Source organism: Candidatus Pseudomonas phytovorans, from assembly GCA_029202525.1.
Classification (GTDB): Bacteria; Pseudomonadota; Gammaproteobacteria; order Pseudomonadales; family Pseudomonadaceae; genus Aquipseudomonas; species Aquipseudomonas phytovorans.
In genome coordinates, this window is the sequence record CP119325.1 from 1,934,866 (window position 1) to 1,958,506 (window position 23,641).

24 protein-coding genes and 1 tRNA gene are annotated in these 23,641 nt (G+C 61.7%); 19 read left to right on the top strand and 6 right to left on the bottom strand.

Features of this window, described 5'->3' with window-relative positions:
- Positions 1-25: 25 nt before the first annotated feature.
- The 14 genes from P0Y58_08620 to P0Y58_08685 all read left to right on the top strand — a co-directional run bounded on the left by P0Y58_08620 (position 26) and on the right by P0Y58_08685 (position 10,428).
- Positions 26-772 carry a YebC/PmpR family DNA-binding transcriptional regulator gene (locus P0Y58_08620; GenBank protein ID WEK32241.1) on the top strand — a complete coding sequence of 249 codons (747 nt, stop codon included), beginning with the start codon at positions 26-28 and terminating at the stop codon, positions 770-772.
- 194 nt (positions 773-966) lie between these two features.
- Positions 967-1,491 carry a crossover junction endodeoxyribonuclease RuvC gene (gene ruvC / locus P0Y58_08625; GenBank protein ID WEK32242.1) on the top strand — a complete coding sequence of 175 codons (525 nt, stop codon included), beginning with the start codon at positions 967-969 and terminating at the stop codon, positions 1,489-1,491.
- A gap of 109 nt (positions 1,492-1,600) precedes the next feature.
- Positions 1,601-2,218, top strand: a complete 618-nt coding sequence (gene ruvA / locus P0Y58_08630; protein WEK32243.1) for a Holliday junction branch migration protein RuvA — start codon at positions 1,601-1,603, stop codon at positions 2,216-2,218.
- Positions 2,215-3,261, top strand: a complete 1,047-nt coding sequence (gene ruvB / locus P0Y58_08635; protein ID WEK32244.1) for a Holliday junction branch migration DNA helicase RuvB — start codon at positions 2,215-2,217, stop codon at positions 3,259-3,261. The genes ruvA and ruvB overlap by 4 nt, the downstream gene beginning before the upstream one ends.
- A 125-nt stretch (positions 3,262-3,386) precedes the next feature.
- Positions 3,387-3,839, top strand: coding sequence for a tol-pal system-associated acyl-CoA thioesterase (gene ybgC / locus P0Y58_08640; protein WEK32245.1), 453 nt, complete (start codon positions 3,387-3,389; stop codon positions 3,837-3,839).
- A gap of 2 nt (positions 3,840-3,841) precedes the next feature.
- Positions 3,842-4,537 carry a protein TolQ gene (gene tolQ / locus P0Y58_08645; GenBank protein ID WEK32246.1) on the top strand — a complete coding sequence of 232 codons (696 nt, stop codon included), beginning with the start codon at positions 3,842-3,844 and terminating at the stop codon, positions 4,535-4,537.
- 14 nt (positions 4,538-4,551) lie between these two features.
- Positions 4,552-5,004 (top strand): protein TolR, encoded by a 453-nt coding sequence (gene tolR, locus P0Y58_08650; GenBank protein ID WEK32247.1) that lies wholly within the window; start codon positions 4,552-4,554, stop codon positions 5,002-5,004.
- A complete protein-coding gene (tolA, locus tag P0Y58_08655) occupies positions 5,004-6,122 on the top strand; it encodes a cell envelope integrity protein TolA (protein WEK32248.1) in 1,119 nt (372 codons plus the stop codon). The genes tolR and tolA overlap by 1 nt, the downstream gene beginning before the upstream one ends.
- Positions 6,123-6,148: 26 nt before the next feature.
- Complete coding sequence (gene tolB, locus P0Y58_08660; GenBank protein ID WEK33296.1) at positions 6,149-7,420, top strand: Tol-Pal system beta propeller repeat protein TolB; 1,272 nt, start codon at positions 6,149-6,151, stop codon at positions 7,418-7,420.
- Positions 7,421-7,474: 54 nt separating this feature from the next.
- Entirely contained in the window at positions 7,475-7,975 is a 501-nt protein-coding gene (pal, locus tag P0Y58_08665; protein ID WEK32249.1) for a peptidoglycan-associated lipoprotein Pal, read from the top strand.
- 6 nt (positions 7,976-7,981) lie between these two features.
- Positions 7,982-8,785: a tol-pal system protein YbgF gene (ybgF, locus tag P0Y58_08670; protein ID WEK32250.1), complete on the top strand. Its 804-nt coding sequence runs from the start codon at positions 7,982-7,984 to the stop codon at positions 8,783-8,785.
- Between the two features lie 167 nt (positions 8,786-8,952).
- A complete protein-coding gene (gene queE, locus P0Y58_08675) occupies positions 8,953-9,600 on the top strand; it encodes a 7-carboxy-7-deazaguanine synthase QueE (protein WEK32251.1) in 648 nt (215 codons plus the stop codon).
- Between the two features lie 17 nt (positions 9,601-9,617).
- Positions 9,618-10,292 carry a 7-cyano-7-deazaguanine synthase QueC gene (queC, locus tag P0Y58_08680; GenBank protein WEK32252.1) on the top strand — a complete coding sequence of 225 codons (675 nt, stop codon included), beginning with the start codon at positions 9,618-9,620 and terminating at the stop codon, positions 10,290-10,292.
- Between the two features lie 60 nt (positions 10,293-10,352).
- Positions 10,353-10,428 (top strand) — tRNA-Lys (locus P0Y58_08685).
- Positions 10,429-10,486: 58 nt separating this feature from the next.
- On the opposite strand, the gene P0Y58_08690 is transcribed toward P0Y58_08685, so the two are convergent.
- The 3 genes from P0Y58_08690 to P0Y58_08700 form a co-directional block, all read right to left on the bottom strand.
- Positions 10,487-11,446, bottom strand: coding sequence for a cation transporter (locus P0Y58_08690; protein WEK32253.1), 960 nt, complete (start codon positions 11,444-11,446; stop codon positions 10,487-10,489).
- Between the two features lie 149 nt (positions 11,447-11,595).
- Positions 11,596-13,662, bottom strand: coding sequence for a methyl-accepting chemotaxis protein (locus P0Y58_08695; protein ID WEK32254.1), 2,067 nt, complete (start codon positions 13,660-13,662; stop codon positions 11,596-11,598).
- Positions 13,663-13,728: 66 nt separating this feature from the next.
- Positions 13,729-15,081, bottom strand: coding sequence for an APC family permease (locus P0Y58_08700; protein WEK32255.1), 1,353 nt, complete (start codon positions 15,079-15,081; stop codon positions 13,729-13,731).
- A 438-nt stretch (positions 15,082-15,519) separates the two neighbouring features.
- Here P0Y58_08700 and P0Y58_08705 point away from each other — a divergent pair, with 438 nt between their 5' ends.
- Positions 15,520-17,028 (top strand): YdgA family protein, encoded by a 1,509-nt coding sequence (locus P0Y58_08705; protein WEK32256.1) that lies wholly within the window; start codon positions 15,520-15,522, stop codon positions 17,026-17,028.
- A gap of 320 nt (positions 17,029-17,348) precedes the next feature.
- On the top strand, positions 17,349-18,407 hold the full coding sequence (nadA, locus tag P0Y58_08710; protein ID WEK32257.1) for a quinolinate synthase NadA: 1,059 nt from the start codon (positions 17,349-17,351) through the stop codon (positions 18,405-18,407).
- Positions 18,408-18,515: 108 nt separating this feature from the next.
- Here the strand turns inward: nadA and P0Y58_08715 are convergent, their stop codons facing one another.
- Entirely contained in the window at positions 18,516-19,952 is a 1,437-nt protein-coding gene (locus P0Y58_08715) for a M48 family metalloprotease (protein ID WEK32258.1), read from the bottom strand.
- 122 nt (positions 19,953-20,074) lie between these two features.
- On the opposite strand from P0Y58_08715, the gene P0Y58_08720 reads away from it, so the two are divergent.
- Both P0Y58_08720 and P0Y58_08725 read left to right on the top strand, forming a co-directional pair.
- Entirely contained in the window at positions 20,075-20,314 is a 240-nt protein-coding gene (locus P0Y58_08720; protein WEK32259.1) for a sulfurtransferase TusA family protein, read from the top strand.
- A gap of 20 nt (positions 20,315-20,334) precedes the next feature.
- The gene (locus P0Y58_08725; protein WEK32260.1) at positions 20,335-21,405 is read left to right on the top strand and encodes an AI-2E family transporter; all 1,071 of its coding nucleotides are present in this window, start codon (positions 20,335-20,337) and stop codon (positions 21,403-21,405) included.
- A 35-nt stretch (positions 21,406-21,440) separates the two neighbouring features.
- Here P0Y58_08725 and P0Y58_08730 read toward each other — a convergent pair whose 3' ends face one another.
- Together P0Y58_08730 and P0Y58_08735 are read right to left on the bottom strand one after the other, a co-directional pair.
- Positions 21,441-21,914 (bottom strand): peroxiredoxin, encoded by a 474-nt coding sequence (locus tag P0Y58_08730; GenBank protein ID WEK32261.1) that lies wholly within the window; start codon positions 21,912-21,914, stop codon positions 21,441-21,443.
- An 11-nt stretch (positions 21,915-21,925) separates the two neighbouring features.
- Positions 21,926-22,489, bottom strand: a complete 564-nt coding sequence (locus tag P0Y58_08735; protein ID WEK32262.1) for a glycine cleavage system protein R — start codon at positions 22,487-22,489, stop codon at positions 21,926-21,928.
- Positions 22,490-22,748: 259 nt separating this feature from the next.
- Here P0Y58_08735 and dapA point away from each other — a divergent pair, with 259 nt between their 5' ends.
- On the top strand, positions 22,749-23,636 hold the full coding sequence (gene dapA / locus P0Y58_08740) for a 4-hydroxy-tetrahydrodipicolinate synthase (GenBank protein ID WEK32263.1): 888 nt from the start codon (positions 22,749-22,751) through the stop codon (positions 23,634-23,636).
- Positions 23,637-23,641: the final 5 nt, after the last annotated feature.

Consider the following 23,641-nt stretch of genomic DNA (forward strand, 5'->3'; position numbering starts at 1 on the left):
GTGATTCAAAGGATTCGGAGTCGTTATGGCTGGTCATTCCAAGTGGGCGAACATCAAGCACCGCAAAGAGCGCCAGGATGCCAAGAGAGGCAAGGTCTTCACCAAGTGGATCCGCGAACTGACGGTGGCTGCCAAGCAGGGTGGTGCTGACCCGGCGTCCAACCCGCGCCTGCGCCTGGCGCTGGACAAGGCCCTGGGCGCCAACATGAGCCGCGACATCATTGATCGCGCCGTGGCCCGTGGTGCCGGCACCAACGAAAGCGACAACGTCGAAGAGCTCAGCTACGAAGGTTACGGCCCGGGTGGCGTTGCGATCATGGTCGAGGCCATGACCGACAACCGCAACCGCACCGCCGCCGCCGTACGCCATGCCTTCACCAAGTGTGGCGGCAACCTCGGTACCGACGGCTCGGTGGCCTACCTGTTCGAGCGCAAAGGGCAGATCAGCTTTGCCCCGGGCGTGAACGAAGACGCGTTGATGGAAGCGGCGATGGAAGCCGATGCCGACGACGTGGTGGCCAATGAGGACGGTTCGTTCGAGGTGTTTACCTCGTTCAACAGCTTCTATGCCGTGCGTAATGCCCTGGAGGAGGCGGGCTTCAAGGCCGCTGATGCGGAAATCGTCATGCAGCCGACCACCAGCGCCGAACTCGACCAGGAGGGTGCTGAAAAGGTGCTCAAGCTGATCGACATGCTCGAAGACCTGGATGATGTGCAGAACGTCTATTCCAATGCCCAGATTTCCGACGAGATCATGGAAAACCTCGGCTAAGGTGTTCTGAGCTTTCGGGATAGGCAGATCGCTTTATTGGGGCTGCTGTGCAGCCCATCGCCGGCAAGCCAGCTCCCACAGGTACAGTGCAGGCCTAAAGCCTTACGCTGAACCTGTGGGAGCTGGCTTGCCGGCGATGGGCCGCGCAGCGGCCCCAGTGGTGTTAAAAAAATGAGCGTTGTACGACAGGCACTATGACTCTGATTCTAGGTATCGACCCCGGTTCGCGCATTACCGGCTATGGCGTGGTCCGCCAGACCGCCCGTGGTTGTGAATACGTGGCGTCGGGCTGCATCCGCACCGGCAGCGGCGAGCTGCACGAGCGGCTGCAGATCGTTTTTCGTGGTGTCACAGAAGTTATCGCCCAGCACGGCCCGGTAACCATGGGCATCGAGCGGGTGTTCATGGCCCGCAATGCCGACTCGGCGCTCAAGCTCGGCCAGGCCCGTGGCGCGGCCATCGTCGCCGCCGCCGAAGCCGGCCTGGAGATCGCTGAGTACAGCGCTACTCAGGTCAAGCAAGCGGTAGCTGGCAGCGGTGGGGCCAACAAGGAGCAGGTGATGATGATGGTCATGCACCTGCTGAAGTTGACACAAAAGCCGCAGATCGACGCCTCTGACGCCCTGGCCATCGCCTTGTGCCATGCCCATACCCGTTCCAGCCTGGTGCCGCACGGCCTGGCCACGGCGCGACGACGCGGAGGGCGCTTGCGTCTGTAGCCGCTTCATGCGCTGATACATATTTTGTCCGGGTGAAGCATTCACCCGCTGCATTTGCTGATAGGGTTGAGCGGTCTTTGACCGGCTCCCCGAGAGGAAGGATCGGAACGTGATTGGACGTTTGCGTGGCACCCTGGCGGAGAAACAGCCGCCGCACCTGATTATCGACGTCAACGGCGTGGGCTACGAACTGGAAGTTCCCATGACCACGCTGTACCGCCTGCCCAAAGTGGGCGAGCCCGTTACCGTGCACACCCATCTGGTGGTGCGCGAAGACGCCCACTTGCTCTATGGTTTTGCTGAGAAGCGCGAGCGCGAACTGTTCCGCGAGCTGATCCGCCTGAACGGCGTGGGGCCGAAGCTGGCCCTGGCGCTGATGTCCGGTCTGGAAGTCGACGAACTGGTGCGCTGCGTGCAGGCCCAGGACACTTCGGTCCTGGTGCGTGTCCCCGGCGTCGGCAAGAAAACCGCCGAACGCCTGCTGGTCGAGCTTAAGGACCGTTTCAAGGCCTGGGAAACCTCCCCGGCCATGTTCGCCCTGGTGTCCGATGGCCCGTTGCCGGTCGCCAGCGAGTCCAGCGCCGAGGCTGATGCCGTCAGCGCCCTTGTCTCGCTGGGCTACAAGCCGCAGGAAGCGAGCAAGGCGATCGCTGCGATCAAGGACAAGGCCGGCCTGAGCAGTGAAGAACTGATCCGCCGCAGCCTGAAAGGGATGATTACCAAGTGATCGAAGCCGACCGCCTGATCGCCGCCAGTGGCCGCGACCGCGAAGAGGTCCAGGACCGCGCGATCCGCCCACTTAGCCTGGACGATTACATCGGCCAGCCGGTGGTGCGCGAGCAGATGTCGCTGTTCATCCAGGCTGCCCGTGGCCGCAGCGAGTCGCTCGACCACACGCTTATCTTCGGCCCGCCGGGGTTGGGCAAGACCACCTTGGCCAACATTATCGCCCACGAAATGGGTGTGTCGGTAAAAAGCACCTCGGGGCCGATTCTCGAGCGCCCCGGCGACCTGGCGGCCATGCTGACCAACCTGGAACCGCACGACGTGCTGTTCATCGACGAAATCCACCGCCTGTCACCGGTCGTCGAAGAGGTGCTGTACCCGGCCATGGAAGACTTCCAGCTCGACATCATGATCGGCGAAGGCCCGGCGGCCCGTTCGATCAAGCTCGACCTGCCACCGTTTACCCTGGTAGGGGCTACCACCCGTGCCGGCATGCTCACCAACCCGTTGCGCGACCGCTTCGGTATCGTCCAGCGCCTGGAGTTCTACAGCGACAAGGACCTGGCCACCATCGTCAGCCGTTCGGCCAATATTCTTGGCTTGGTCATCGAAGACCAGGGTGCCTACGAGATTGCCCGCCGTGCCCGTGGCACGCCGCGTATTGCCAACCGCCTGCTGCGCCGCGTGCGCGACTACGCCGAAGTGCGCGGCAAGGGCCAGATCACCAAAGCCGTGGCCGACTTGGCGCTGAACCTGCTGGATGTCGACGAGCGCGGTTTCGACCATTCCGACCGCCGGCTGCTGTTGACCATGATCGAAAAATTCGATGGCGGCCCGGTGGGCGTGGACAATCTGGCGGCAGCCATCAGCGAAGAGCGTCATACCATCGAAGATGTGCTGGAGCCGTACCTGATCCAGCAGGGCTATATCATGCGCACACCGCGCGGCCGTGTAGTCACCCGGCATGCCTACCTGCACTTTGGCCTGAATATTCCCGGGCGCCTGGGGGAGGGCGGTGATTTTTCCGAGCCAGGCGATGAATGACAGATCAAAAGCGACTTTTTGTGGTCCTACTGCCGGCATGCCAAGGGTGCGCTGGCAATAAGACATTAATGAAGAAAAAACAGTTGCCACAGCGGATTGGCAAGCTGAGGAGTAAGCACTAGAGTATGCGCGCGCAAAATCAGCTCGAACCGTTCGCACACCGTTGTCGCGTCTATTACGAAGATACCGATGCGGGCGGCGTGGTGTATTACGTCAACTACCTGAAATTCATGGAGCGCGCGCGCACCGAACGCCTGCGGAACCTGGGCTTTTCCCAGTCGCTGCTGGCCGAAGACAACCTGCTGTTCGTGGTCCATTCCAGCGAAGCGCGCTATCACGCGCCGGCGCGGCTGGATGACGAGCTGCGGGTAACCGCGCAAGTACTTGAACTCAATCGCGCCAGCCTGCGTTTTGTGCAGCAGGTCTGGCGGGAAAAGGATGAAACGCTGCTCTGCGAAGGGCAGTTCCTGGTGGCCGCCGTACGCGCTGACACTTTCAAACCCCGAGCCATACCCCCCCAGCTGCGCGACGCTTTTGCGGCGGACGGCTCGGGTAACCAATCGAATGCAGGAGAATAAGCGTGGAAGCTAACGTCGTCGACCATACCTCCATGTGGAGTCTGGTCAGCAATGCCAGCGTGGTGGTACAGCTGGTAATGCTGATTCTGGTGGCCGCTTCGGTCACCTCATGGATCATGATCTTTCAGCGCAGCACCATGCTGCGCGCCGGTCGTCGTGCACTGGACGCCTTCGAGGAGCGCTTCTGGTCGGGCATTGACCTGTCCAAGCTGTACCGTCAGGCAGGTAGCAACCCAGACCCGGATTCCGGCGTCGAGCAAGTGTTCCGTGCCGGCTTCAAGGAATTCTCCCGCCTGCGTCAGCAGCCGGGCGTTGACCCGGACGCCGTAATGGAAGGCGTTGGCCGTGCCATGCGCGTAGCCATTTCGCGCGAGGAAGAAAAACTCGAGCAGAGCCTGCCGTTCCTTGCCACCGTTGGTTCCACCAGCCCGTACATCGGCCTGTTCGGTACCGTATGGGGGATCATGAACTCCTTCCGCGGCCTGGCCAGCGCCCAGCAGGCCACCCTGGCCACTGTTGCCCCGGGTATCGCCGAAGCGCTGATCGCCACCGCCATCGGCCTGTTCGCAGCAATCCCGGCGGTCATCGCCTACAACCGTTTTGCCGCGCGCAGCGAAGTGCTGATCGGTCGTTACTACACCTTCGCCGACGAGTTCCAGGCGATCCTGCACCGCAAAGTGCACACCAGCGAAGAGTAATCAGGTAGAAGCCCATGGCCCGAGTTCGCCACAAACGCAAGCCCGTCGCCGAGATGAACGTGGTGCCCTACATCGACGTGATGCTGGTGCTGCTGGTCATCTTCATGGTGACTGCGCCCATGCTCAACCAGGGCGTGAAGGTCGACCTGCCCAAGGTTTCCAGTGAAGCCTTGCCGCAGGACAACAACGTCCAGATCCTCACCATCTCCATCAAGGCCGACAAGACCTACTACTGGAACCTTGGCAGCGAAGTTGATACTGACAAGCAGATGGACAAGGCCATGACCTTGCCTGACATGACCAATGCGGTGACCAAGATCATTGCTGCCGGTCGTGACCAGGGCAAGCAGACCCAGGTGTTCATTCGTGGCGACAAGGCTGTCGACTACGGCGCCGTCATGGGCGCCATGGGCGGGTTGCAGAAGGCCGGTGTCGGTAACGTTGGCCTGATTACCGAGGCGCCCTGATGCAACAGCGAGAGCCATCCGCCTCGGAAAGCTACTTCTGGCCCAGTGTCTGGGCCATTGGCCTGCATGTGCTGGTGTTCGCCATGCTGTTCGTCAGTTTTGCCATGACGCCTGAGCTGCCGCCGTCCAAGCCGATTGTTCAGGCTACCCTTTACCAGCTCAAGTCCAAGAGCCAGGCGACTACCCAGACTAATCAGAAGATTGCGGGTGAGGCGAAGAAAACCGCTTCGCGCCAGACCGAGGTCGAGCAGCTGGAGCAGAAGAAGGTCGAGCAGGAAGCTGTGAAGGCCGCGGAACAAAAGAAAGCCGACACTGCTCAAAAGGCCGAAGAGGCGCGCGAAGCCGCCGAAGCGAAAAAAGCCGAAGATGCAGCCAAGGCCGCTGACGCTGCGAAGGCTACCGAAGCGAAGAAAGCCGCAGAAGCCAAGAAGGCCGATGAGGCGAAGAAGGCCGCCGAGAAACAACAGGCCGACATCGCCAAGAAGAAGGCCGAGGACGAAGCCAAGAAAAAAGCCGACGAAGAGGCCAAGAAAGAGGCCGCTGAAGAGGCGAAGAAACAAGCCGCCGAGGACGCCAAGAAAAAGGCAGCCGAAGAGGCCAAGAAGAAAGCAGCCGAGGACGCGAAGAAGAAAGCGGCGGCCGAGGACGCGAAGAAGAAGGCAGCTGAAGAGGCCAAGAAAAAGGCCGCTGCAGACGCCCAGAAGAAAAAGGCACAGGAAGCGGCCCGCAAATCGGCGGAAGACAAGAAAGCCCAGGCCTTGGCCGAGCTGTTGTCTGACACCACCGAGCGGCAGCAGGCGCTGGCTGACGAGCAAGGTGACCAGGTAGCCGGCGACTTCGACGACCTGATCCGCATGCGCGCAGCCGAGGGCTGGGCACGTCCGCCTTCCGCGCGCAAGGGCATGACGGTGACCCTGCAGGTCAATATGCTGCCAGACGGCACCATCACCAGTGTCAGCGTGTTGCGCGCCAGTGGCGACGGCCCGTTCGACAGTTCGGCGGTGGCAGCAGTGAAGAACATCGGTCGACTGACCGAGATGCAGGGTATGAAGCCGAGCGATTTCAACCGTTATCGTTCGTTCAAGATGACATTTACACCTGAGGATCTAGCGTTGTGATTAAACGTCTGAGAGGGCTGCTGGTCATGCTGTGCTGCATTGCAGGCATGGCCGTGGCAGATGAAAAGAACATCCTGGTCACCAGTGGCAGCGACCGGGCAACCCCCATTGCGGTAGTGCCGTTCGGTCTGCAGGGCGGCAGCGTGCTGCCCGAAGACATTGCCGACATCATCAGCAACGACCTGCGTAACTCTGGCTACTACTCGCCGATTCCGCGGCAGAACATGATCAGCCAGCCGTCGCAGGCCAGCGAAGTCATCTTCCGTGACTGGAAAGCGCTGGGTGCCCAGTACGTGATGGTTGGCAGCATCGTACCGTCGGGCGGTCGCTTGCAGGTGCAATACACGCTGTTCAACGTTGCCACCGAGCAGCAAGTGCTGACCGGCAGCGTTGCCGGCACCACCGACCAGCTGCGCGACATGGCGCACTACATCGCCGACCAGTCGTTTGAGAAGCTCACTGGCATCAAGGGTGCGTTCTCTACCCGTATGCTGTACGTGACGGCTGAACGTTTCTCGGTAAACAACACCCGCTACACCCTGCAGCGTTCGGATTACGACGGTGCGCGTGCGGTCACCCTGCTGCAATCGCGTGAGCCGATCCTGTCGCCGCGCTTTGCGCCGGATGGCAAGCGTATCGCCTACGTCTCGTTCGAGCAGAAGCGCCCGCGCATCTTTGTGCAAAATATCGATACCGGCCGCCGCGAGCAGGTGACCAACTTCGAAGGCCTGAACGGCGCGCCAGCCTGGTCGCCGGATGGTTCGCGCCTGGCGTTCGTGCTGTCCAAGGACGGCAACCCGGACATCTACGTGATGAACGTGGCGTCGCGCCAGATCAGCCGGGTTACCGCAGGCCCAGGTATCAACACCGAGCCGTTCTGGGGTAAAGATGGCAATACCCTTTACTTCACCTCCGACCGTGGCGGCAAACCACAGATCTACAAGCAGTCGGTCAGTGGTGGTAGTGCCGAGCGGGTAACCTTCGTGGGTAACTACAACGCCAACCCGAAACTGTCGGCGGACGAAAAGACCCTGGTGATGATCCATCGCCAACAGGGCTTTACCAACTTCAAAGTGGCGGCACAGGACTTGCAACGCGGAAGTGTAAAGATTCTCTCGGAAACAAGTCTTGATGAGTCTCCCACTGTTGCGCCAAACGGCACCATGCTAATCTACGCCACCCGCCAGCAGGGCCGGGGAGTCTTGATGCTCGTGTCGCTTAATGGCCGCGTGAGGCTCCCACTTCCTACCGCTCAAGGCGAAGTCAGAGAACCGTCCTGGTCCCCTTACCTGAACTGATTGCGGCGTAATACGTTTTGCTTAACACACTGGGGTTTCATTAGGAGTTTCACGATGGAAATGCTGAAGTTTGGTAAATTCGCTGCGCTGGCTCTGGCCATGGCTGTAGCTGTAGGTTGCTCCTCCAAGGGCGGCGACAACGCTGGTGAAGGCGCTGCTGTCGATCCGAACGCTGGCTACGGTGCAAACACCGGCGCCGTTGACGGTTCCCTGAGCGAAGAAGCCGCCCTGCGCGCAATCACCACCTTCTACTTCGAATACGACAGCTCGGACCTGAAGCCAGAAGCCATGCGCGCTCTGGACGTTCACGCCAAGGACCTGAAGTCCAACGGCAACCGCGTTGTCCTGGAAGGCAACACCGACGAGCGCGGCACCCGCGAGTACAACATGGCTCTGGGTGAGCGTCGTGCCAAGGCCGTTCAGCGTTACCTGGTTCTGCAGGGCGTTTCCCCTGCTCAGCTGGAACTGGTCTCCTACGGTGAAGAGCGTCCTGTTGCCACTGGCAACGACGAGCAATCCTGGGCTCAGAACCGTCGCGTAGAACTGCGTAAGTAAGTTCTTATGCGTATGTGCCGCCGTGTAGTAACCGTCCTCGCACTCAGCCTGCCGCTCGCGGCCTGGGCTGAGGTCCCTGTAGTAGATGACAACGCAGGCGGTTATCCGCCTGTGGGTTATGGCACGAGCGGCGCCTATGCCGGGTCAGGGGCTTCGGCCCCTGCCTCTGCACAGGGTCAGCTGTTCATGCAGCTGCAACAGATGCAGGACCAGCTTTCCCGCCAGCAAGGCATCATCGAAGAGCTGCAGAACGATGTGTCGCGCATGAAGCAGGAAAACCTGGAGCGATACCAGGACCTGGACCGTCGTATCAACAGTGGCGCTGCGCCTGCCGCAACCCCTGACAATTCCTCCGGTGGTGGTGCTTCCAATGCCGCCCCCGATGCCGCAGCAGGTGCTGCTGCACAACCGGCCGCCAGTAGCGAACCCGGTGATCCGGCGAAAGAGAAGCTCTACTACGATGCTGCTTTCGACCTGATCAAACAGAAAGACTTCGACAAGGCCAGCCAGGCGTTCAATGCCTTCCTGCGCAAATACCCGAACAGCCAGTACGCCGGCAACGCGCAGTACTGGTTGGGTGAGGTGAACCTGGCCAAGGGCGACCTGCCGGGTGCCAGCCAGGCCTTTGCCCAGGTCAGTCAGAAGTATCCGAAGCACAGCAAAGTGCCGGATTCGCTGTACAAGCTGGCCGATGTCGAGCGTCGCATGGGCCACACCGACAAGGTCAAGGGCATCCTGCAACAGGTCATCACCCAGTATCCCGGCACTTCTGCCGCGCAACTGGCCCAGCGTGACCTGCAGAAGCTCTGAGCCTTGTAGCTGTACCGCTCGAAAGAAACCCGCGCCAGTCGCGGGTTTTTTCGTTAGAATCACTGCCCTTTTTTCGTAAACACGCTGCTGCGGATAACGCCATGTCGAGTCCGCGACAGTGCCTGAGGAGGCGGACAGCCTGTTTAGCTGTCACGCCCGTGGCGAGCATGCAAGACACATTACGCATTACTGAAGTTTTTTACTCTTTGCAGGGTGAAACGCGAACGGCTGGGCTGCCCACCGTATTCGTGCGTCTCACCGGTTGCCCCCTGCGCTGCCAATACTGCGACAGTGCCTATGCCTTCACAGGCGGCACCATCCGTACCCTCGATTCGATTGTTGAGCAAGTTGCCGGCTTCAAGCCGCGCTACGTCTGCGTCACCGGTGGCGAGCCATTGGCCCAGCCTAACGCCTTGCCATTGCTGCAGCGCCTGTGTGATGCCGGTTACGACGTATCGCTGGAGACCAGCGGCGCGTTGGATATATCCGCCACCGACACCCGCGTCAGCCGCGTGGTCGACCTGAAGACCCCGGGTTCGCAAGAGTCGCACCGTAACCTCTACACGAACATCGAGCAGCTGACCCGCAACGACCAGGTCAAGTTCGTCATCTGTTCCCGTGAGGACTACGACTGGGCGGTTTCCAAACTGATCCAGTACAACCTGGCCGAACGTGCGGGAGAGGTGTTGTTCTCGCCAAGCCACCATCAGGTAAGTGCCAGTGACCTTGCAGACTGGGTAGTCGCCGACAACCTGCCTGTACGTTTCCAGCTGCAGCTGCACAAGCTGCTGTGGAACGACGAACCCGGACGTTGATTGAGGAGCAAGCACACATGACAGACAAGCGCGCAGTAATCCTGTTGTCCGGCGGCCTGGACTCGGCCACCGTGGTTGCCATGGCCCAGGCCGAAGGCTACAGCTGCTACACCATGAGTTTCGACTACGGCCAGCGCCACCGCGCCGAGCTGAATGCTGCTGCCCGCGTAGCCCGCGACATGGGTGTCGTCGAGCACAAGGTGATCGGCCTGAACCTCGACGGTATCGGTGGTTCGGCGTTGACCGACAGCAGTATTGACGTGCCGGAAGCCCCGAGTGAAGGTATCCCGGTCACCTATGTGCCAGCGCGCAACACCGTGTTCCTGTCGCTCGCACTAGGCTGGGCAGAAGTGCTGGAAGCGCGTGACATCTTCATTGGCGTCAATGCCGTGGATTACTCCGGTTACCCCGATTGCCGCCCCGAGTTCGTCGAAGCTTTCGAGCGCATGGCCAACCTGGCGACCAAGGCCGGTGTCGAAGGGCAGGGCTTCCGTATTCAGGCACCGCTGCAGAACATGAGCAAGGCGCAGATCGTGCAGGCCGGTATGGCCCAAGGCGTGGATTACAGCCTGACCGTTTCGTGCTACCAGGCTGACGATGATGGCCGTGCCTGCGGCAAATGCGACAGCTGCCGCCTGCGCGCCGACGGTTTCAAGGCAGCCGGCGTAGCAGACCCGACGCGGTATGCGTGAAAAAAACCTGAGGTAGTGTTGATTTTTCGTTAAAAATCAGTATTATACGCGCCATCAATCGGGTCGTTAGCTCAGTTGGTAGAGCAGTTGGCTTTTAACCAATTGGTCGTAGGTTCGAATCCTACACGACCCACCATACGCAGTACGTCAAAGCCCGCTACCAGCAATGGTCGCGGGCTTTTTCGCTTTCAGGCTTATTCAGCCCACTCAGGATCCCCGGTAAACACCACTGTCAACCAGCGGTCCGGCCCTTCGCCGCCTACCGCATCACCAATCTCGTTGCGCCACGTATCCCATTCATCAATGGTCTTCGCAGGCATGGTCTTTGGCACGATGAAATACAACTCGATCTCCCGTGAGCGTCCTACCTTAGCCACGTACGCCCGATACGACTGCAAACCGTGCTTGCTGACAAACGCCTTTGCCACGTCATCTACGTGCTCCTTGAGGTCGCCAGGGGTGACCAGGAAGATCTCAGACAGTGCCTGGCGCACCACCGACATTGGCAGCGGCACAATCACCAAACACACCAGTGCGAGCACCGCCGGGTCGATGTACGGCGACACCCACTCCAGCGACGTGCCCTGCACCGCATAACCAAAGCAGAAGGCAATCAACAGCGCGGCGGTAATGCTGGCCGACATCACCCAGCCCTTGACGTCCATGTGCACGAAGTCCGACTTCAGCGTGCGGTTGGCGCGGGCTTCGACGACGGCGATGGTCACGCAGGTGATCACGGTCAGCACGGCATAGACCATGGCAATGCCGAACTCCAGGTGGCGCCCGCCTTGCAGCAGGCTGCTGACGGCGTTGATCAGCGCGTAGATGGCCACACCGCTGAGCAGGATGCCGTTGAGTGCCAGCACCATCGGCTCCAGGTGCCAGAAGCCCATGGTGAAGCGCTCGCGCAGCTTGCGTGACATCTGCACGCTGGTGGTGTGCGAGGTGATCAGTTTGACCACTACAAGGGACAGGCCGCTCATGCTGGCGTCGACCAGCGAGTACACGCCGTCGAAGACAATGGAGAACGAGCCGGAGGCCAGGCCGAAGGCGATGCCGATGGTGGCGATGAACAGGGTGACGGCAATCGAGGTCCGTAACAGGCCCTGTTCGCTGGTGATGTCGAAGAAGGGGGGGCGGGTTGGGGTTTGCATAAGATGTGCTCAAAAATAACAATGATGCGGTGCCATGAGGGCCTCTTCGCGGGCTTGCCCGCTCCCCAGGTATGGCACTACCCGGAAGGGCTGTGCATTTCCTGTGGGAGCGGGCATGCCCGCGAAGAAGGCGCATTGGCCTCTACAGGCTAGACGCGGAATTGCTCCATCAACGCCTGTTGCTGGTTGGCTAGCCTGTTCAGAGCTTGGCTGATACGTGCCGATTCATCAGCCTGGCCGGCCAGCGATTCTGTCACATCCCGAATCCCGGCCACGTTGCGGTTCACTTCCTCGGCCACCGCGCTCTGCTCTTCGGCCGCCGATGCAATCTGCAGGTTCATGTCGCTGATCACCGTCACCGCCTCGCCAATGCGATGCAGCGCAGGCAGCGCCTGTTCCATGCGGGCCACACTGGCTTGGGCCTGACGCTGGCCTTCGTGCATGGCGCCCACTACATCCTGGGTGCCTTGCTGCAGGCCTTCGATGACCTGGCGAATTTCCTCCACCGACACCTGGGTGCGCTGGGCCAGGCCGCGCACCTCATCGGCGACCACGGCAAAACCACGCCCGGCCTCGCCCGCACGGGCGGCTTCGATCGCAGCATTGAGTGCCAGCAGGTTGGTCTGCTCGGCGATGGTGCGAATCACTTCCAGCACCGAGCCGATCTGGCCGCTGCGGCCTTCCAGTGCTCGCGCTTCGTCCATGGCGGTGTTCATGCCAGCGGCCAGGCTATCAATGCCCTGGCGGGTGCTGTCGATCAGTTGCAGGCCCTCGCGGCTGGCCTGGTCGGCGGCACGTGCGGCCTGGGCTGCCTGTGAGGCGTTATGAGCAACGTCCAGGGCAGTGGCGCTCATCTCGTTGGCTGCCGTGGCCACTTGCTCGATCTCGCGGTGTTGCTGCTGCATGCCATTGCTGGTCTGGCTGGCGATGGCGGCCGATTGGTCGGCAGTGCTTCGGGCCTCCTGCAGCGAGCCTTTGACCTGGGCGATGACGGGTTGCAGCTTGTCGAGGAAGCGGTTGAACCAGTGGGCGAGCTGGCCCAGTTCATCCTGGCGGGCGTAGTCCAGACGGCGGGTCAGGTCACCTTCGCCGCTGGCGATGTCCTCCAGGCGTGCAGCAACGGCCAGGATGGGCCGGGTAACACCGCGTGCAGTCAGCCACACCAGTAGCAAGCCGATGATTGCGGCGCCAAGGCCGATCAGCAGGCTGGTGAGGTTGGCAGCCTGGTTATGGGCATCCAGGCGCTGGTTGAGGGCCGCGGCAGGTGCCTGCAGCACGCTTTCCGGCAGCTCCAGCAGTACCTGCCAGGGGGCTGCGTCAGGAATCGGGGCGAAGGGGTGGGTAACGCGCAGCAGGCCGTCGGTCACCGCCTTTTCCATGGGCTTGCCAAGCACGCTGGCGTCGCGGCTGTTGCCTGCCAACAGGCCGGCTGCGCTGGCGATGCTTACCTGGCCCTGGCCATCGAACAGCTCGCGGCGGCCGTCCAGGCTCAGTTGCTGCAGGTTGTCCAGGCCAATGTCCAGGCCAACCACGCCGACCACCTTGCCATGCTCAAGCAGCGGCAGGGCGATGCTGGTCATCAGCACCTGGCGGCCATTGACCTCGTCCAGGTACGGTTCGAGCATGCAGGTACGGGCGGTTTCCTGCGGGCATGTCAGCCAGCGGTTCTTTGCGGCGCCGTTGCTGCCGATGCTGGCATCGTTGAGCATTGCTTCCGGCATGGCCTCAAGCTCCAGGGTGCCGGGGTGCGGCTGCGACCAGTACAACGAGAAACGCCCGCTTTCATTGCTGCCCTGCGCGTCCTGGCCGCGGTACTGGCTGTCCTGTTGGTCCAGCGCGTTGGGTTGAAACACCAGGTACAGGCCAATCACATCCGGGTTGCCGGCCAGGCTGGCATGGGCCTGGCGGGTCAGCTCGGCGCGCAGGTCACTACCGCCTCGGGCCTTCAGCGCCTGTACCAGGCGGGCAAAGCCATTGCCGTACTGGTAGGCGTCCATGAAGTAGCGCTGCACCCGCAGGGCCTGGGTTTCGGCGTGGGCCTGCAGGCGCAGGCGCGCGCTGCTGTCGAGCATGGCGGTGTTGGCCTGGTTGACCAGGGCGGCACTACGCTGCGCCTGGGTCAGTGACGTGGCCACCAGCAGGGCGACGATGGCCAGCAGGCACAGGCCGGCGAGCAGGGTGATCTTCCACTGGATGGAGAGGCGACGCAGCGGCATGAGGGCTTTCCTTTTCGAACAAGTACAACGCCCGCGATCAGGCGCGGGCGTTGTTGGCAGCATGGGTCATTCGGCAACGTAGTTGGGCGGTGCAGCCCGGAAGGCTTTGGTCAGCCAGGCCAGATACAACAAGCCGACCAGTGCCCAGATACCGCCGAACATCAGCGAATTCGCGTTCAGGTCCAGCCACAGCGACACGATGATGCAGAAGCCTATGGTTGGCAGCACCAGGTACTTCAGCTGGTTGGCCAGGCCCCGGCGATTACCTTCGCGCAGGTAACAATGGTTGATCACTGACAGGTTGACGAAGCTGAACGCAACCAGCGCACCGAAGTTGATGATCGAGGTGGCGGTCACCAGGTCGAAGAAGATCGCCGACAGCGAAACCAGCGCCACCACAGCGATGTTCAGTACGGGCGTTTTGTAGCGCGAGTGCAGGCGCGCAAAGAGGCTGGCCGGGATCACGTTGTCGCGGCCCATCACGTACAGCAGGCGCGACACGCTGGTTTGCGAGGCCAGGCCGGACGCGATGGTGTTGATCACGGTGCAGGCAATGAAGATCGACTGGAACAGCTTGCCACCGACGTACAGGGCGATTTCCGGCAGCGCTGCTTCCTGGTCGTGGAAGCGCGCCATGGTCGGGAAGTAGGCCTGGATGAAGTACGACACGGTGATGAACACCACGCCACCGATCAGTGCGGTCAGGAAGATCGCCCGGGGGATCGTCTTGGCCGGATCGCGGGTTTCTTCGGACAGGCAGGTGACCGCGTCGAAGCCCAGGAACGAGAAGCACAGAATGGTCGCACCGGCGGCCAGTGCGCTCAGGTGGGTCTGGTTGTCGGCGAACGGCAGCAGGCTCCAGGTGGTGCCCAGCCCTTCACCCTGGCCCAGGCCGCGCACGCACAGGTAGATGAACACGCCGATGATTGCCACCTGCACGCCCACGAACAACAGGTTGAAGTGCGCCACCAGGTTTACGCTGCGCATGTTGATCAGGCTGATCAGGGTGACGAAGCCGACTACCCAGATCCACTCCGGCACTTCGGGGAACATGGCCGATAGGTATAGCTTGGCCAGCAGCGCGTTGACCATCGGCAGCAGCAGGTAATCCAGCAGCGAAGACCAGCCGACCAGGAAACCTACATGCGGGTTGATCGCGCGTTGGGTGTAGGTGTATGCCGAACCCGATTGCGGGAAGCGTTTTACCAGGGTGCCGTAGCTGACAGCGGTGAACAGGATACCGGCCAGCGCCAGGATATAGGCGCTGGGCACATGGCCGGCGGTGATCCCGCTGACGATGCCGAAGGTGTCGAACACGGTCATCGGGGTCAGATAGGCCAGGCCGATGATGATCACGTGCCAGAGGCGCAGGGTTTTGCGGAGTTGCCCGTTGCCGGAAGCGCTGTGGTCAGGCTGCATGCTGGCATGGCTCCTGAGCGTAAACGGCGGGCACGGTGTTTTGCGCATGCGGCAAGGGCGAGCGGGTGGGCTCCATGTTGTTCACCTTTTTTGTAGGAGCGGCGGAAGGCGCGGGGGGAAACGCGCTAAGTGGTGAAAATAAAAAACGATGGGTAGGTTGGTGTCAAGTTAAACATGACAAGATGTTACTGAATTGAAATATTTATCGATTTAAAGGGGGTTTTGTTCGCTTTTTGCGCGGTTTTTTGCGGTTTTGATCAATTTGAATGTCCGTAAAAATTAACGAATCTGACGCTCCCATGTGAGATGTCAGACGCGTCCGAAAAATTGTTATTTCTCGCTTCCGACCGGCCCTCGACTTATGTCGCAGTGGTACCCTTCGCTTCCTGCGTGGCCTTCGGTCGCCCAAGAAGCCCTTACGGACAATCGGTTCTATTCATGAAGAAATCAGTTGGCATCCTTTCCGGCCTGGCGATCGCCATTGCCGTCGCATCCACCGCTGGCGCCTGGTACACCGGCAAGCAGCTGCCTGCCGAGCTGGACAACGCCGTTGCCCGCAGCAACGCCGAACTCAAAAAGGCCCTGGTGACCACCGGTGGCAGCATGAGCGTCGAGCGGGTGTCGCTGGAGCAGCACTTCTTCAGCAGTACCGCCCAGTACCGGCTCAAGGCCCGCGACATCAACGTGGGTGAAGGCAAGGTGGTGAGCTTCGACGTGGGCGTGACCGACCAGATCGAGCACGGCCCGTTTCCCTGGTCGAGGGTCAAGGCGTTCAAGCTGATGCCGGTGATGGCGGTCAGCAACAGCACCCTGCAGAAGGACGATGCCACCGCGCCGTGGTTTGCCGCCGCAGGCGAGCAGGCCCCAGTCAGCGCACAGACCAGCCTGGGTTACGGCGGCAGTGTGGTCAGCCAGGTCCGGCTGGCGCCGGTCAAGCTGGACGAGGCGGACGGCAACAGCATCGATTTCTCTGGCATGCAGCTGGAGGTCAGTGGCGACAAGGAAGGCAAGGCTTCGAAATTCCACGGCCAGGCCGACCGTTTCGTGATGAAACTTGTGCGCGATGACCAGCCACCTGCCACGTTTGAACTCAAAGGCCTCAAGGTTGGCGGCAACCTTGCGGCCACGCAGCACGACGCCATTTACGTGGGTAACGCCGAGGTGCTGCTCGCGGAAACCAAGGTCACCCTTGGGCCCAAGCAGCAGGTGCTGCTGATCAAAGGCATTGAGCAGAACGCCCTGCAAACCCTCGACGGCCCGGATACCGTTGGTGGTCGCGTCGAGTACAAGCTTGGCGATATCACCTGGGATGGGCGTGCGGTGGGCAAGGCCCAGATGGCAGTGAGCATCACCTCGGTCAATGCCCCGGCCCTGCAAGCTTTGTCGCAGTGGTACAAGGCACACCTGCCGGAATTCGAGGCCGCCGCTGCCGCTGGCCAGCCTGTGCCGCACATTGAGATGGACGAGGCCGAGAAGGCCAGGTTCCAGGGCGACCTTCAGCAACTGCTGGCCGCCAAGCCCAAGGTGGCGATGGAAAACCTGTCGTTCAAGACGGCTAATGGCGAAAGCCGTTTCAACCTGTCGATGGACTTCGCCGCCCCGGCCAGCTTCGACCTGCCACCGGACCAGTTGAGCAAGCAGCTGATCACCGGGGTGAAGAGCAAACTGTCGCTGTCCAAGCCAATGATGGGTGACCTGGCGACCCTGCAGGCCCTGCTGGATGGTCAGACCGACGCACAGGCGATTGCTGCACAGTCCAGCCAGGCGGGGGAGATGGTCGGCATGATGGCGCTGCAGAGTGGCCTGGCCACCGTCGAAGGCAACGATGTGGTGAGCAGCCTGCACTATGCCGATGGCATGGTTGATTTCAACGGCAAGAAGATGACCGTGGAAGAGTTTGCCATGCTCATGGCTGCACACCTGGCAGCCCTGTCGCCGCAGGGTTGATTGATTGAACCTGGACTGGCCTCTTGATTGAACCTGGACTGGCCTCTTCGCGGGCACGCCCGCTCCCACAGGTTACTCATTGCTCCTGAGGGCAGCGCCGTACCTGTGGGAGCGGACATGCCCGCGAAGAGGCCAGTGCTGGCAACACAAAAACCACTTTAGTAATCGCTGGATTGTCTGTAGCCTTCGGCCTCCGATAATAATCCGCGCCCGCAGAGGGCCGTGGCGGCCTGCGTGCCGTCCGGCACCCTTAGCCGATCTGTCAGGGCCGGGTGATACACTCGATTTGACGCGCACACGCGCCTGCAGGTCCAGCGATCATGACCCAGATTTCCGAACGCCTGTTGGTTCAGGCTCACCTCGACGCCAAGCAGCCCAACCCGCTGACAGCTGAGCAGGAGGCCGAATACCGTGCGGCCATCGCTGCCGAGCTCAAGGCCCAGAACGCTGTGCTGGTTGCCCACTATTACTGCGACCCGGTCATCCAGGCCCTGGCGGAAGAAACCGGCGGCTGCGTGTCCGACTCGCTGGAAATGGCCCGCTTCGGCAAGAATCACCCGGCCGAAACGGTGATTGTGGCCGGTGTGCGCTTCATGGGCGAGACCGCGAAGATCCTCACCCCGGAAAAGCGCGTGCTGATGCCGACCCTGGAGGCCACCTGCTCGCTCGACCTGGGCTGCCCGGTGGAAGAGTTCTCCGCCTTCTGCGACCAGCACCCCGAGCGCACCGTTGTGGTGTACGCCAACACGTCCGCTGCCGTCAAGGCCCGTGCCGACTGGGTCGTGACTTCAAGCTGCGCGCTGGAAATCGTCGAAAGCCTGATGGACAACGGCGAAACCATCATCTGGGGCCCGGACCAGCACCTGGGTCGTTACATCCAGAAGCAAACCGGTGCCGACATGCTGCTGTGGGACGGTGCCTGCATCGTTCACGAAGAGTTCAAGTCGCGCCAGCTGGCCGACATGAAGGCGCTGTACCCGGACGCCGCGATTCTGGTGCACCCCGAGTCGCCGGAGTCGGTGATCGAGCTGGCCGACGCGGTGGGTTCCACCAGTCAGCTGATCAAGGCGGCGCAGACTCTGCCGAACAAGACCTTCATCGTCGCCACCGACCGCGGCATCTTCTACAAGATGCAGCAGTTGTGCCCGGACAAGGAGTTCGTTGCAGCTCCCACCGCCGGCAACGGCGCGGCATGCCGCAGCTGCGCGCACTGCCCGTGGATGGCGATGAACACCCTGGAGCGGGTGTTGCATTGCCTGCGCAATGGTGGCGATGAGATCTTTGTTGACCCGGCGCTGGTGCCCAAGGCGATCAAGCCGCTGAACCGCATGCTGGACTTTACCCAGGCAGCGCGCCTGAAGCTGTCCGGTAACGCCTGACACCAGACCGCGTCGCCTTCTTCGCGGGTAAACCCGCTCCCACAGGTACAGCGCAACGCTTGCGAGCGTGCGGTCCCTGTGGGAGCGGGCGTGCCCGCGAAAGGGCCCTTAGCGCCCCATCATTTCCCGAACCATACGCTGTTGTTCGAGGATCTCTCGCTGGCGCTGGTCAATCTGCGACGCCAGTGGGAAGTTGCCGCCCGCCCGGCGCTTGGCGTAGTCCAACTGCTGGATCGCCTGGTCAAAGTCTCCCACCAACGTGAAAAATTCGGCCCGCGCCCGGTGCAAGCCGATGGTATTGCCCGACAAGCCCCGCACCTCTGCCATGTCGTACCACACGTCCGGGTCATCAGGCCGGCTCTTGATCAACTCGTTCAACACCTTTTCGGCCTCGGCTGGCTTGTTCTGCTTCACCAGCAAGTCTGCCCGCACCTGTTTCAGCGGATAATTGCCCGGGTACAGCCCCTGCATCCGCTCGGCCCGCTGCTGCGCGTCTGCCAGGCGATTGTTGGTGATGTCCAGGTCGATCTGCGCCAGGTTGTAGGTGATGTCGTTGGGCGCCTTGGCCAGCAGCGGCTTGAGCATTTCACGCGCTTCGTTCAACTGGCCGCCCTTGATCTGCGCCAGGGCCAGACCATAGCGTGCCGGGTCAAGTTTCGGGTCTTCGTCGAGCTGGGTGCGAAAGCGCTTGGCCGCCAAGCCTGGCGTTTCTTCATAGGTAAGGGCTACGCGAGCGCGAATCAGCTGGTAGCGCTGGCTGTCCTCGACACCGCCCTTGGGCGCCTGTTCGGCACGGTTGCGGGTGTCGGCAATTCGCGATTCGGTCACCGGGTGAGTCAGCAGAAATTCCGGCGGCTTGGCGCCGTAGCGGTACTGCCGCGCCAGCCGCTCGAACATGGACGGCATGTTGCGCGGGTCGTAGCCGGCTTTTTCCAGGTTCTGGATACCGATGCGGTCAGCTTCCTGCTCGTTCTGCCGCGAGAAGCGCCGCTGCTCCTGGATTGCCGCCGCCTGGGTGCCGGCAATCATGCCGATACCCGCATCGCCAGCGCCACCTGCCGCCAGCACGATACCGGCCAGCAGCGCGGCCATCATCGGCAGTTGCATGCGCTGCTGGGCCTCGACGCCGCGTGCGAAGTGGCGCTGTGACAAGTGGGCCAGTTCGTGTGCCAGTACCGAGGCGTACTCGCCCTCGGTCTGGGCGTTGAGGAACAGCCCGCCGTTGACCCCGACGATGCCGCCCGGCGCAGCAAAGGCGTTGAGCTCGCGGCTGTCGATAAGGATGAACTCCAGGCGCCGGTCCTGCAGTTGGCTGGTTTCGGCCAGCTTGTACACGCTGGTTTCGACATAGTCCTTGAGCTGCGGGTCGTTCAACTGCCTGACCTGGCCGCGCAGCAGGCTCAGCCAGGCACGGCCCAGTTGGTGCTCCTGTTGCGGCGAGACGATCGCGGAACTGGCGTCACCCAGTGATGGCAGGTCGTCAGCATGGCCGGGAAGGGCCATCAGGCAGGCCAGCGTCAGCAGGGTAGGGCGCAGTAGATTCATGCATGAAGCTCGCGTCGGTCAAAGATACCTACTGTAGCGGGCTCACACGTTGGCGACCAGTGGCGCTATCCTAGCTGACCCTGTCATGCAGCAACCCGGCAATGCCTTTGGAGAGCCCCGCGATGAGTGACACCCTGACCTGCGACGCCGAACTGGACGCCAGCGGGCTGAATTGCCCTTTGCCGCTGCTCAAGGCCAAGATGGAGCTGAATCGCCTGGCCAGTGGCGCGGTGCTGAAGGTGATTGCCACGGACGCCGGTTCCCAGCGCGACTTCCGCACTTTCGCCAGGCTGGCCGGTCATACCCTGCTACAGGAAACGGCTGAGGCCGGCACCTATACCTACTGGCTGCGCAAGGCCTGAGTCTTTTCCAAGGATCGTCAATGTTCAAAGTGCTTCGCGACTGGATGCAGCGCTACTTCTCCGATGAGGAGGCGGTGGTGCTGGCTGTCCTGTTGTTCCTGGCTTTTACCGCCGTGCTGACCTTGGGCGGCATGCTCGCGCCGGTGCTGGCGGGCATGGTGCTGGCGTTCCTCATGCAGGGGCTGGTCAATGCCCTGGAACGGCTGCGGGTACCGAGCCGGCTGGCGGTGATGCTGGTCTTTGCCCTGTTCATGGGCGCGTTGGCAGTGTTCATGCTGGTGTTGGTACCGCTGTTGTGGCACCAGCTGATTACCCTGTTCAATGAGCTGCCGGGCATGCTTGGCAAGTGGCAGTCGTTATTGTTGCTGCTGCCCGAGCGCTACCCGCACCTGGTGTCGGACGAGCAGGTGCTGCACGCTATCGAGTCGGTGCGTGGTGAAATCGGCAAGTTCGGCCAGTGGGCGTTGACCTTTTCGCTGTCGAGCCTGCCGTTGCTGGTCAATGCCATGATCTACCTGGTGCTGGTGCCGATTCTGGTGTTCTTTTTCCTCAAGGACCGCGAATTGATCGGCCGTTGGGTCAGTGGCTACCTGCCCAGCCAGCGTGCCTTGCTGAACCGGGTGGGCAGCGAGATGAACCGGCAGATTGCCAACTACATACGTGGCAAGGGCATCGAGATCCTGATTTGCGGCATTGCCACCTACATTGCGTTCATCAGCCTGGGGCTCAACTACGCAGCGTTGCTGGCGCTACTGGTGGGGTTGTCGGTGGTGGTGCCATACGTGGGCGCGGTGGTGGTCACTGTACCGGTGACCTTGATTGCGCTGTTCCAGTGGGGCTGGGGCGACCAGTTCATCTACCTGATGACGGTGTATGCGATCATCCAGGCGCTGGATGGCAATGTGCTGGTACCGCTGCTGTTCTCCGAGGCGGTGAGCCTGCACCCGGTGGCGATCATTTGCGCGGTACTGCTGTTTGGCGGGTTGTGGGGGTTCTGGGGGATCTTCTTTGCCATCCCGCTGGCGACCTTGATCAAGGCCGTGCTGGACGCCTGGCCGCGGCAGGAGCCTAGCGTTTCGCCAATGCTGTGAATGCAATTGGGGCTGCAAAGCAGCCCCAATCAATCTCAGGCCTTGTTCAGGCTCTGGGCAGCCGCCAACACGGCATCCACATGCCCGGGTACTTTCACACCGCGCCATTCCTGGCGCAGCACACCGTCCTTGTCGATCAGGAAGGTGCTGCGGTCAACGCCCATGTATTCCTTGCCATACAGCTTCTTCAGCTTGATCACGTCGAACAGCTGGCACAGGGCCTCGTCCTTGTCACTGATCAGCTCGAACGGGAAGCCTTGCTTGGCCTTGAAGTTCTCGTGCGACTTGATGCCATCGCGCGATACCCCGAACACCACGGTGTTGGCTGCGGCAAAAGCATCATGCTGGTCGCGGAACCCTTGGCCTTCGGTGGTGCAGCCCGGGGTGCTGTCCTTCGGGTAGAAGTACACCACCACTTGCTGGCCCTTGAGCCCGGCCAGGCTGACGGTGTGCCCACCGGTGGCCTGGGCCTGGAAATCGGCAACGGGTTGGTCGAGTGCTACAGCCATGGTCGGTTTCCTTACATTGGGTTCTGTGGACGCCATGGCTCGATCAGTGCATCGAGGTTCAGGGCGTCGGCAAAGTCCAGGAACTGGTCACGTAGCCAGCTGATCTGGGTACCGGCTGGCAAGATCACGGTGAACTGGGCGTTGAGCATGCTGCTGCCAGTCTGCGGTGCCAGGTAAGTGTCGCAGGTCATGGCTTCCAGCTCGACGCGGTGATCGAGGAAGAACTGGCACAGCTCGTTGATGATGTCCGGGCGGTAGGCGGCGCTGACATAAGCCACGTAGGGCAGGGCCTGCGGGCGCACTTCCTGGTCGGCGCTGCGCACCACGTCCAGGGTCAGGCCGTGCTTCTTGCCCAGGCCTGGCAGGGTGGATTCGAGGCGCGCCAGGGCGTCCCAGCTGCCGCCCACCTGCAGCACCAGGGCACTGGTCTCGCCGTGGCGGCTCAGGCGCGAGGTGACCACCGCGCAGCGGTTTTCGAAGGCAGCGCGGCTGAGGACGTTGGCCAGTTCCATGGGATTCGGGCCCAAGGCACTGATGACAAGAAATTGTTCGCGGACGGAGGTGGGGGTGGACATGCAGCATTCCTAAAGCGATGAGCGGTCGGTGCAGGACGGTCTGAAGCCTCCTGTCGGCAGGGCCCGGGGCTCGCATGCGAGGTATTGGACGCTGGCGGGGAGCAAGGTCGACGGCCCGGCGGGCCGCGCTGCACCGATCAAAGGGTCAAGGGTAGCGAAATAAGGCGCCGAGGGGAATGCTCCGCCCGCCTGCTTCGCTTGTGCAAGGTCGATGCCCCCAGTACCATTACCGCTCTCTTTTTCCGGCAGGAGCAGTTACATGATTGCGGGCAGTATGGTGGCACTGGTCACACCCATGGATGCACAAGGGCGTGTTGACTGGGGCAGCCTCGACAAACTTGTAGACTTCCACCTGGAAAACGGCACCCATGCGATCGTCGCTGTCGGCACCACCGGTGAGTCCGCCACGCTGGATGTCGAAGAGCACATCCTGGTCATCAAGCACGTGGTCGAGCGCGTCAAGCGCAGCAACCGCCGCGTTCCGGTCATCGCCGGTACCGGTGCCAACTCCACTGCCGAAGCCGTGCACCTGACCCAGAACGCCAAGAGCGCCGGTGCCGACGCCTGCCTGCTGGTAGTGCCGTACTACAACAAGCCGACCCAGGAAGGCTTGTACTTGCACTTCAAGCACATTGCCGAAGCCGTCGACATTCCACAGATCCTGTACAACGTACCCGGCCGCACCTCTTGCGACATGCAGGCCGAGACCGTGATCCGCCTGTCGACCGTGCCGAACATCATCGGCATCAAGGAAGCCACCGGCGACCTGGTTCGCGCCAAGGCCATCCTCGATGGCGTCAGCAAGGACTTCATCGTCCTGTCTGGCGATGATCCGACTGCCGTCGAGCTGATCCTGATGGGCGGCAAGGGCAACATCTCCGTCACGGCCAACGTCGCCCCGCGCGAAATGGCCGACCTGTGCGAGGCCGCCCTTGAGGGCGATGCCGAGAAGGCCCGCGCAATCAACGAAAAACTCATGCCGCTGCATAAAGACCTGTTCTGCGAAGCCAACCCGATTCCTGTGAAATGGGCACTGGTGGAAATGGGCCTGATGCACAAAGGCATTCGCCTGCCACTGACCTGGCTGAGCGAAGGCTGCCACGAAAAAGTCCGTACTGCCTTGCGCCAGTCCGGCGTACTGGTTTAAGAGGA

Coding starts and splice junctions, on each gene's coding strand:
- P0Y58_08725 (WEK32260.1), top strand. CDS start 20,335: ATGTTCAAAGTGCTTCGCGACTGGATGCAGCGCTACTTCTCCGATGAG.
- P0Y58_08735 (WEK32262.1), bottom strand. CDS start 22,489: ATGTCCACCCCCACCTCCGTCCGCGAACAATTTCTTGTCATCAGTGCC.
- P0Y58_08705 (WEK32256.1), top strand. CDS start 15,520: ATGAAGAAATCAGTTGGCATCCTTTCCGGCCTGGCGATCGCCATTGCC.
- P0Y58_08730 (WEK32261.1), bottom strand. CDS start 21,914: ATGGCTGTAGCACTCGACCAACCCGTTGCCGATTTCCAGGCCCAGGCC.
- tolA (WEK32248.1), top strand. CDS start 5,004: ATGCAACAGCGAGAGCCATCCGCCTCGGAAAGCTACTTCTGGCCCAGT.
- ybgC (WEK32245.1), top strand. CDS start 3,387: ATGCGCGCGCAAAATCAGCTCGAACCGTTCGCACACCGTTGTCGCGTC.
- queE (WEK32251.1), top strand. CDS start 8,953: ATGCAAGACACATTACGCATTACTGAAGTTTTTTACTCTTTGCAGGGT.
- P0Y58_08690 (WEK32253.1), bottom strand. CDS start 11,446: ATGCAAACCCCAACCCGCCCCCCCTTCTTCGACATCACCAGCGAACAG.
- P0Y58_08720 (WEK32259.1), top strand. CDS start 20,075: ATGAGTGACACCCTGACCTGCGACGCCGAACTGGACGCCAGCGGGCTG.
- pal (WEK32249.1), top strand. CDS start 7,475: ATGGAAATGCTGAAGTTTGGTAAATTCGCTGCGCTGGCTCTGGCCATG.
- tolR (WEK32247.1), top strand. CDS start 4,552: ATGGCCCGAGTTCGCCACAAACGCAAGCCCGTCGCCGAGATGAACGTG.
- ruvC (WEK32242.1), top strand. CDS start 967: ATGACTCTGATTCTAGGTATCGACCCCGGTTCGCGCATTACCGGCTAT.
- dapA (WEK32263.1), top strand. CDS start 22,749: ATGATTGCGGGCAGTATGGTGGCACTGGTCACACCCATGGATGCACAA.
- P0Y58_08715 (WEK32258.1), bottom strand. CDS start 19,952: ATGAATCTACTGCGCCCTACCCTGCTGACGCTGGCCTGCCTGATGGCC.
- tolB (WEK33296.1), top strand. CDS start 6,149: ATGCTGTGCTGCATTGCAGGCATGGCCGTGGCAGATGAAAAGAACATC.
- nadA (WEK32257.1), top strand. CDS start 17,349: ATGACCCAGATTTCCGAACGCCTGTTGGTTCAGGCTCACCTCGACGCC.
- P0Y58_08695 (WEK32254.1), bottom strand. CDS start 13,662: ATGCCGCTGCGTCGCCTCTCCATCCAGTGGAAGATCACCCTGCTCGCC.
- P0Y58_08700 (WEK32255.1), bottom strand. CDS start 15,081: ATGCAGCCTGACCACAGCGCTTCCGGCAACGGGCAACTCCGCAAAACC.
- P0Y58_08620 (WEK32241.1), top strand. CDS start 26: ATGGCTGGTCATTCCAAGTGGGCGAACATCAAGCACCGCAAAGAGCGC.
- ybgF (WEK32250.1), top strand. CDS start 7,982: ATGCGTATGTGCCGCCGTGTAGTAACCGTCCTCGCACTCAGCCTGCCG.
- queC (WEK32252.1), top strand. CDS start 9,618: ATGACAGACAAGCGCGCAGTAATCCTGTTGTCCGGCGGCCTGGACTCG.